This window comes from endosymbiont of Riftia pachyptila (vent Ph05), from assembly GCF_000224455.1.
Lineage (GTDB): Bacteria > Pseudomonadota > Gammaproteobacteria > Chromatiales > Chromatiaceae > Endoriftia > Endoriftia persephonae.
Genome location: NZ_AFOC01000128.1, coordinates 1 through 7672, shown reverse-complemented (window position 1 = coordinate 7672; position 7672 = coordinate 1). Strand labels below are relative to the sequence as shown.

Here is a 7672-nt window from a genome sequence, read left to right as displayed (position 1 = left end):
TGTCGTAGCACGGGATGACTCCAAAATTCTGGCAATCAATTGGGACGGTATTGACCATATCGCCAAAATCTTTCCCCGCATCTCGACAAAACTGTTTCGTAATCTCTCCGCCATTATCAGCAAAAAGCTGGCTGGGACGCAGGCTAAAAATATTTTGGACGGGGATGGTTTGACTGGGGCAAATAGCCAAAATTGAGAGGGGAAAAAACCATGAGCACAATCCCCATACTGTCCAAACAACCGCCAGGTGGCCACTGCACCTTGTACATCCATTATGCAGAGGCCATCAGCCAGCATCTTGGGATCGGTTCCCAGGTGAAATATTGTGAGTCGGATGGTGAGGATGGGAACCAACCACCGGCACTGATGATTGGTGAGAACCTTATCGAGCCTTCCGACGGCGTGATCGTATCCCCAGAAGATCTGATCAACAGTCTACGCGATAGCGTTACAGAGAACGAACTGGAAGAGCTATACCAGCTTCTCGATACCGTTCAAGAACAACTGATGGAGGAGTGGAGCAATGAGTGAAGAATACACACTAGACACCTTGGTACGCTCTTGCCACCCACGGAAAACATCATAGAGAGGACACAGAAATGCTGCGTATCTACATCACCCTTTTCACACTGCTAATGCCTATTCTGTCTCTGGGCGGTGACCTGCTGCCGGCCCCGCGCCAGGTTTCCGACCACACCTGGGCATGGATCGGCCCCTACGGTCCTCCCACCCGTGAGAACGGCGGTTTTCGTATGAACCTGGGCTTGTGGTGGGCGATGATGCCGTGGCGGTTATCGATTCCGGCTATGGAGGGGCGATGGCCGAGGCGATGCTGGCTCATATCCGTCGCATCACAGACCGGCCAGTGCGATATGTGATCAACACCAATTCCCAACCTCATCGGATCATGGGCAATCCGGTGTTTCGGCGCGCCGAAGCCGAGGTGATCGCTGCGGCCGAGGCGGTGCCACGCATCAAGGCCGAAGCTCAGGTCTTTGCCGCCACCATCGAGGGCGTGCTGGGCCTCACGCCCAACAGTGTCGAGGTACCGAGCACCCCCACTGTCGCCATCGATAAGGAGACCTCGTTGGATTTGGGCGGAGTACGGCTGCGCGTGATCCCGGTGGGGGACGCCCACACCCCCGGTAGTCTGGTGGTAGCGGTGAATCCGGACGCACTGGCCTTTGCTGGCGACGTGCTCTACAGAGGCCGGCTGTTGTCCATCCTCTCCAAGAGCAATGTGCGGGAATGGATTAAGTCTTTCCAACGGTTGCGGCAACTTGGTGATGTTCTGTTCATACCGGGCCACGGTGAGCCTGGTCCACTGTCCGCCTTCGAGCACTCTACGCACGACTATTTGACGGCGCTGAAACGACACATGGACCAGGCAGTGGAAGAAGACATTGATCTGCAGGACGCCATCAGCTCCTTCGATCAATCGGCATGGAAAGGGTTTGCCGACTTCGAAGCATTGGCCGGCCGCAACGCCCACCAAGCCTATCTGCAGAGCGAGGCAGCGGCCTTCGAGTAACCATGAACCATGAGGGGGCGAAGTCAAACCGACAACACGAGTCGCATTTATCACAGGATCTAATGCGGTTTGACTTCGACCCCTGCCATGAGAAATCCGTAGATTCGGCAAAAATGTACCCATGAATCCAGACACGCAACAAGAACCCCTCCTGGCATACAGTGCCCGCCCCAACACTGCGGCGCGTCAGGATACCCTGCCGGGGCGTTATCGCTGGTGGGTCATGGCCATCTCCATGGCCGCCTTCAGCCTGGCCTTCGTTGGCTGGCTCAACGAATCCTGGCTCTATCTGTTTGAGAGTCCTATCTGGCTCAACCGCTATACCGAATACGCCATTATCCTTGCCTTTGGCCTCTGGCGTATCCGTGCTGAACAGAACCCCTATACCCGCAAGCGTCTGATCATCCTGGTGACGGTGGTGACCGGCTTCTGGTGGCTGATCCCCTGGCTCATGCCGATGTTCGAGCCCTATGCCGGCTATGTCTGGAGCCAGCCGGTGTTTCCCGCCCTGCACACACCGGGCACCCTCACCTTCTTTCTCACCCTGCTGCTGGTGTTCCTGTTCGGGCGGCGGATCATCTGCGGCTTCGGCTGCCCCTGTGTGGGCGTGCGCGAGACCGTGGGCTTTCCGTTCCGCCGCTTCTCCCTGCGCGGCGATTGGGCCTGGCGGCTGCGCCATACCAAATGGTTCTTCTTCATTTGGTACGTGGGGGTGATGGTGGCCACCCAGTTCCCGCCCAACGCCTGGACCGCAACCCTGGTCGGCATGTTCGCGCTGGTGGTGGGGCTGACCTATTTCGGCACCTTCTTCATTACCCCAATCACCGGCAACCGCTTCTACTGCCGCTACCTCTGCCCCTTCGGCGCCACCTTCGGTCTGCTCAATCATGCCGGCTTCTCGGCATCAAGATGGACCCTGAACAGTGCATCGACTGTCGGCGCTGCGAGCAGGCCTGCGACATGGGTATCCCGGTGTGGCAACAAGGCAAGACCACAGGCGAAGTCACCGGCATCGAGGATTGTATGGGCTGCGCCCGTTGCATCATCTCCTGTCCCACCGATGCGTTAGAGATTCGCGATGTACGCAACCTGTTCCGGCCTAATCTGCGGCAGGATGCCGGCCATCTTCTCAAACGAAAATCCCAGATCCCAGCACCCCGGACAGAACCGGCACACCGGCCTGCGGCAGTGCGCCTGAGCGACTGGAATCAAGCAGAAAAGGTTCTGTCCACAAAAGACCTGCAGCGCCAGGCTGAACGCTGCCTCGATTGCGGTGTTCCCGGCTGCCGCAATGCCTGCCCACTGGGCAATTTCATCCCCGACTGGCTGGAGGCTGCTGCCCGTGGGGATTGGAAAAAGGCTGGGGATCTGGCCCATGCAACCTCACCACTACCCGAGGTGTGCGGCAGGATCTGTCCTCAGCACCGCCTCTGCGAAGGGGCCTGCACCCGCACGCAGCTGGAAGGGGCTGTCACTATCGGGGCGATAGAGCGAACCTTGGCCGAACGGGCTCTGGATGAAGGCTGGCGGCCGATCAAACCGGCACAGCATAATGGCCGTAAGGTGACAATCATCGGTGCCGGCCCTGCGGGATTGAGCTGTGCGGAACGATTGAATCGGATGGGTGTGGAAGTCACTGTCTATGACCGGTCAACCAAGATCGGCGGCTTGCTGCAGACAGGGTGTTCCCGCATTCAAGCTGGATAAGACCCTGCTGGCGCGCCGGCAGACTCTACTGGAACAGGCCGGCATCCGTTTCTCTCTCGGTCTATCGGTGGACGCTGCGATGTTATCTGATCTGCTAGGACAGAATGACGCCATCTTTCTTGGACTGGGCGCGCAGAAACCACGAACCATCGAACTACCGGGACAGACCCTGCCTGGTGTTGAGCAGGCCCTCGGCTGGCTGAAACGAATCAACGCAGGCGAGCGAGAACCTTTAACTGGTCAACAGCTGCTGGTTCTCGGTGGCGGCGATACCGCCATGGACTGTGCTCGTGCCGCGCTACGTCTGGGTGCAGAGGTAACCGTCGCCTATCGTGGCCCGGAAGCGCGTCTACGCGCCTCCCCCAAGGAGATCACACTGGCCCGTGAAGAGGGTCCCAATTTCTGTTTAACCATGCCCCACTTGAATGCAAAGGTTCAGGAGGCGTAACCGGAGTACGCTTTGAAACCCACGAAGGGGCCACAATTATTGAAGCTAACCGAGTCATCCTCGCCCTGGGTCAGCAAGCCGACCCACCCCCCTGGCTGGCCACATTCGACATTGTGACTGAGTCAGATGGCCGCATTCAGGTAGACACACAAGGCCATACCAGCCATCCCAAAATCTGGGCGGGTGGCGACAATACTCTTGGGCCCGATCTGGCCGTCACCGCCATGGCCGCCGGTCGCAAGGCGGCTGAAGGCATGTTGAGCAGTTTCAGTCTGTGGCGACGTATCCGGAAGCAGACATGAAAGGGAGCACTCTCATGATCCTGATCCTCTCTCTGCCGCTGCCGGCCACGGCAAGCCATACCTGGTCGGGTATAGATCTGTGCGAGGTACATAAAGACAAGCTGCCGCCTGGCCTCACTGTCGAATCACTCCCCGACTCCCAATCCCCGGAGGCAAGCTTGCTACAACGATTCTGTACTCAATGCCACAACCTGCCGGGACCGGATCGCCACACGGCGGCCGAGTGGCGCGAGGTGGCATCCAAGATGTTTCTGTTGATGGATGTTTCACACCGTTTTGGGGGATTGATGGGCAGGGTGGAGACCATGCAGAAACAGGAGCAGGAGCGTTTGCTGGCCTATCTGCAGCATCATGCAATGCAGTCGATAGATCAAGAAGCGCCTGCCGATATCCACCGACTCAATCATCCCTGGCTGACGCGCATATGGGTTCTAGGCCCCTTCCTGCTGCTGACGGGATTGGGTCTGCTGCGTTGGTGGAGAGATCGCCACACGGATAAAAACCATGCGTAATCGATTAATACTTCCGCTGATTATCGCCCTGTTGGCTGTTCCGGTGGGATTTGCTTATGTGCACTGGAGCAAGGGAGGACCCGGAACCGGTCTCTACTCCCGCCACTGGTCACCCGATCCGGTGCAAGGCTATTGGGATCCGGACAACTTCTATCAATCCACCAAGATAGTCGAGGGTGTGTTCAAGGCAGAGCTGTGTATCCAGTGCCATGAGGGGATCACCCCCGGCATCGTTGCCGACTGGCGCGCCAGCCGTCATGCCCAGAGCGAGGAAACGGTCACCTGCAATGCCTGCCACGGCAACAACCATCAACAACTCCGGATGCCCACCCCGGACGTATGCGGCAGTTGCCATGAAAAACAGCATGGCGAATTTCTGGATGAGGCCCGCTACGGTTTCCCTAGTCATGTGCTGGCGATGGATCGGGCGGTGGATGCCAAGCACTTCGTGGACAAGCCCAAGGCCGAAGTCCAATCCTGCGTTCAGTGCCACTCGGTGGCCACCAAGTGTGACTCCTGCCATACCCGGCACCGTTTCGATGCCGCCGAAGCACGCCGCCCGGAGGCCTGCATCACCTGCCACTCAGGACCACCTCACCCCGATGACGAAACCTACTTCGCCTCCGCCCACGGCAAACTCTACCTGGCCGAGGGTAACGGCTGGGACTGGTCAAAACCCCTAACCAAGGGTAACTACAAGGCGCCCACCTGTGCCTACTGCCATATGGATGGCGGTCGCCACCAGGTGGCCCACAAGTCCCTGTGGAAATTTGGCCTGCGAGAGGTCAATCCTCATACATCCAAAAATCAGCTGCTGCGCAAAGAGTGGATCAAGCTGTGTAGTGATTGCCACGACGAGGAAAAGGCCGGGCAGTGGCTGACCGAACTGGATCAGGAACGCAAGCAAGCCTGGAAAAAGCTCTATGCAGCAGAGGATGTTCTCAAGGATCTGCGCAGCGACAATCTGCTTCACCCTGCCGCCGGAGAGCGCCCCCCCTACCCTATGGACTGGCTGGATAGTCTCTGGCCCAGAGAGCGCATCGGTTTCTTTGAAGGCCAGGCATCAGTCTTCTACAACGTCTCCGCCATTGAGCGCGACTACTTCGAGATGTGGTACTTCGACAATCTGGGGGCGTACAAATCTGCCGCCCACGGTCACTCGACAGGGGTTAAGGAAGGACATCGAAAAATGGAGGCATCACTGGATCGCATCGAGACCCAAGCCGACGCGCTGCGCGATCTTGTCGAAGCCGAACAGGAAGCGAAAATCACACCTGAAGGTTCAGGTGATCTTTGGATGAAGGGCGCATACACCGACTACAACCGGGAGCATAATTGATGCCCTATCGAATGAGATCTATTGGTTGGCTTCTGGCTATCCTGATAACGCATCCTGCCTTGGCAGACGAGCCCCTCTCCGCAGGACCATTTACCGAGACCGAGTGCATCACCTGCCACACAGAGCGGAATCCTGAGCTGATCAGGCAATGGCGAGAGGGTCCCCACTCAGCCACTTCAAGGGTCGGTTGCAACAACTGCCACGGCGATCGACACGAAAACTCAGCCATAAAGGCGAGAAAAGATCAAAGTTGTACCGCATGCCACGAAGGCCCCGCCAGCCACAGTTACGCCACATCCAAACACGGCATCATCACACGCCTCGAAGAGGCCCGGCAGGATTGGCGACAACCCTTGCAACGCGGTAACTACCGGACGCCTGGTTGCAGCTACTGCCACCTCCATGACGGCGACCATGGCGACACCATGGCACCTGCTCGCGGCCCCGAAGTGCGCCAATGGATCTGCACCGGATGTCACAGCCCTCGCTATATTCGTGAGCAGTTTGCCAACGGAAAACGCCAGCTGGAGATTGCCGATCTCAAGCTGACAGAGGGAAAAGCATTGATCGACTCTGCTGATAACGTGCCGCCTGATGCACTGTTAAAACTACGGCAGGGCCTGAGCCACCACCGGCAAAATATCCTCCTGGGAGTCGGGCATCAATCCCCGGATTATCAATGGTGGTATGGTCAACCGGCACTGGATGGCGACCTAATCCGAATTCGCGATGCCATTACCGAGTCCCATCGGCGCAAGACATTAGCAAGGCCGATACAACCAGATCCCCATGCAACTAAAAGCATCAAGCGAGAGAGGCAATAATTTTTGGCTCTTTCTGGAATTAAGTGGGTAGCCGCTCAGCATAAGCCCGCCTCGTAAAGGGTGAGGCCGGTAGATGGGGGAGCTTTCCAACAATCAGTAAGCCACCGTGATCGGGCTTCGGAATGTCCTGTAGCCTCTGGCTCTTGCCTTGGCGACCTGAATCAGCGAGTTGATGCCTTCCATACACCCATTACTCAGGTGCAATGTGAATCCATTAAGGATGCCGATGAGATGCCCCTTGATGGTGGTCGCCAGTTTCTTCATCTGGGGGACTCAACATCTGTCTGCACAGCGTGATCACCAGCGTCTCGAAGAACGGAGTAAACCCGGTTGAGGGCGAGCCCAAGGCGCATCAACCTGTGTCGTCTTACCGCACTGCTTACAGCGCACCCGCCGGCAAGTTGGCATGGAGGTAGGCTTCATTGAGGGCGTTGCTCCAGTGCTCCAACCGATCGTCATGCCGATAACCAAACAAAGTTACCCACACAATCTGCGATTGAGCCACAAGTCTTCGTCAATCTTGACAGGACCCGGGAGGATGCGAAGAGCACAACCGCTGTTGATGCACCTAGGGACAAGGAGGCCAAATAAAATGCTTAATGACATTGGGCCTTCATTTGCAAACTTGAAGGCCAATTTAAAACAATTGAGAGGAAAAAATCACATCAAATTCCCGAACTACTTACCGCATTTAAGAATAATTTATGATATGTATCATAAGACAGCCCATTCACCTTGATGCCAAAATTATATTCTCCAGCATTAATAGCGTCAGCAATATAATTGTTTGTGCTCACATCATAATGCGATCCATCATATGTTCTACTTTTGTCTCTTGTAATATATGAGGGTAGAGAAAAATCGTACAATGCAGGGCCAATATTGGAAACAGAATGAATGGCATGGATATAATCATCTAAGGTCCCGTTGTTTTTATATTTATTGATAATGAGCCAAGGACTAATTGGCGGGACGTAAAATACAACCTCAGAATCTTGGAAAGTGTTAG

At 56.3% G+C, this 7672-nt stretch carries 10 protein-coding genes and 3 pseudogenes; 11 read left to right on the top strand and 2 right to left on the bottom strand.

Annotated elements, in window-relative coordinates; genetic code table 11:
- From RIFP1SYM_RS18415 to RIFP1SYM_RS18405, 11 genes and pseudogenes are all read left to right on the top strand, one after another.
- Positions 1-196: hypothetical protein (locus RIFP1SYM_RS18415; RefSeq protein WP_039960672.1), on the top strand; the 196-nt coding region annotated here is incomplete at its 5' end.
- Positions 197-210: 14 nt separating this feature from the next.
- Positions 211-531: a hypothetical protein gene (locus tag RIFP1SYM_RS14935; RefSeq protein WP_039960671.1), complete on the top strand. Its 321-nt coding sequence runs from the start codon at positions 211-213 to the stop codon at positions 529-531.
- Positions 532-769: 238 nt separating this feature from the next.
- Entirely contained in the window at positions 770-1531 is a 762-nt protein-coding gene (locus RIFP1SYM_RS14930) for an MBL fold metallo-hydrolase (protein WP_240992140.1), read from the top strand.
- Positions 1532-1652: 121 nt separating this feature from the next.
- Positions 1653-2600 (top strand): 4Fe-4S binding protein, encoded by a 948-nt coding sequence (locus tag RIFP1SYM_RS14925; protein ID WP_005966298.1) that lies wholly within the window; start codon positions 1653-1655, stop codon positions 2598-2600.
- Positions 2492-3238 (top strand): NAD(P)-binding protein, encoded by a 747-nt coding sequence (locus tag RIFP1SYM_RS17160; RefSeq protein WP_420855223.1) that lies wholly within the window; start codon positions 2492-2494, stop codon positions 3236-3238. Before RIFP1SYM_RS14925 ends, RIFP1SYM_RS17160 begins: the two co-directional genes overlap by 109 nt.
- The gene (locus tag RIFP1SYM_RS18660) at positions 3174-3686 is read left to right on the top strand and encodes an FAD-dependent oxidoreductase (RefSeq protein WP_039960667.1); all 513 of its coding nucleotides are present in this window, start codon (positions 3174-3176) and stop codon (positions 3684-3686) included. Before RIFP1SYM_RS17160 ends, RIFP1SYM_RS18660 begins: the two co-directional genes overlap by 65 nt.
- Positions 3641-3988, top strand: a complete 348-nt coding sequence (locus RIFP1SYM_RS18655; protein ID WP_081417782.1) for an FAD-dependent oxidoreductase — start codon at positions 3641-3643, stop codon at positions 3986-3988. Before RIFP1SYM_RS18660 ends, RIFP1SYM_RS18655 begins: the two co-directional genes overlap by 46 nt.
- Positions 3985-4500 carry a hypothetical protein gene (locus RIFP1SYM_RS14905; protein WP_240992139.1) on the top strand — a complete coding sequence of 172 codons (516 nt, stop codon included), beginning with the start codon at positions 3985-3987 and terminating at the stop codon, positions 4498-4500. Before RIFP1SYM_RS18655 ends, RIFP1SYM_RS14905 begins: the two co-directional genes overlap by 4 nt.
- A complete protein-coding gene (locus RIFP1SYM_RS14900) occupies positions 4493-5839 on the top strand; it encodes a multiheme c-type cytochrome (RefSeq protein WP_005966287.1) in 1347 nt (448 codons plus the stop codon). The genes RIFP1SYM_RS14905 and RIFP1SYM_RS14900 overlap by 8 nt, the downstream gene beginning before the upstream one ends.
- Positions 5839-6246, top strand: a pseudogene (locus tag RIFP1SYM_RS19090) (multiheme c-type cytochrome); the annotation flags it as partial. The gene RIFP1SYM_RS14900 and the pseudogene RIFP1SYM_RS19090, both read left to right, overlap by 1 nt.
- An 18-nt stretch (positions 6247-6264) precedes the next feature.
- A complete protein-coding gene (locus RIFP1SYM_RS18405) occupies positions 6265-6663 on the top strand; it encodes a hypothetical protein (protein WP_240992138.1) in 399 nt (132 codons plus the stop codon).
- A 19-nt stretch (positions 6664-6682) separates the two neighbouring features.
- Here the strand turns inward: RIFP1SYM_RS18405 and RIFP1SYM_RS17145 are convergent.
- A pseudogene (locus tag RIFP1SYM_RS17145) lies at positions 6683-6927 on the bottom strand (transposase); the annotation flags it as partial.
- 401 nt (positions 6928-7328) lie between these two features.
- Positions 7329-7672, bottom strand: a pseudogene (locus RIFP1SYM_RS18400) (hypothetical protein); the annotation flags it as partial.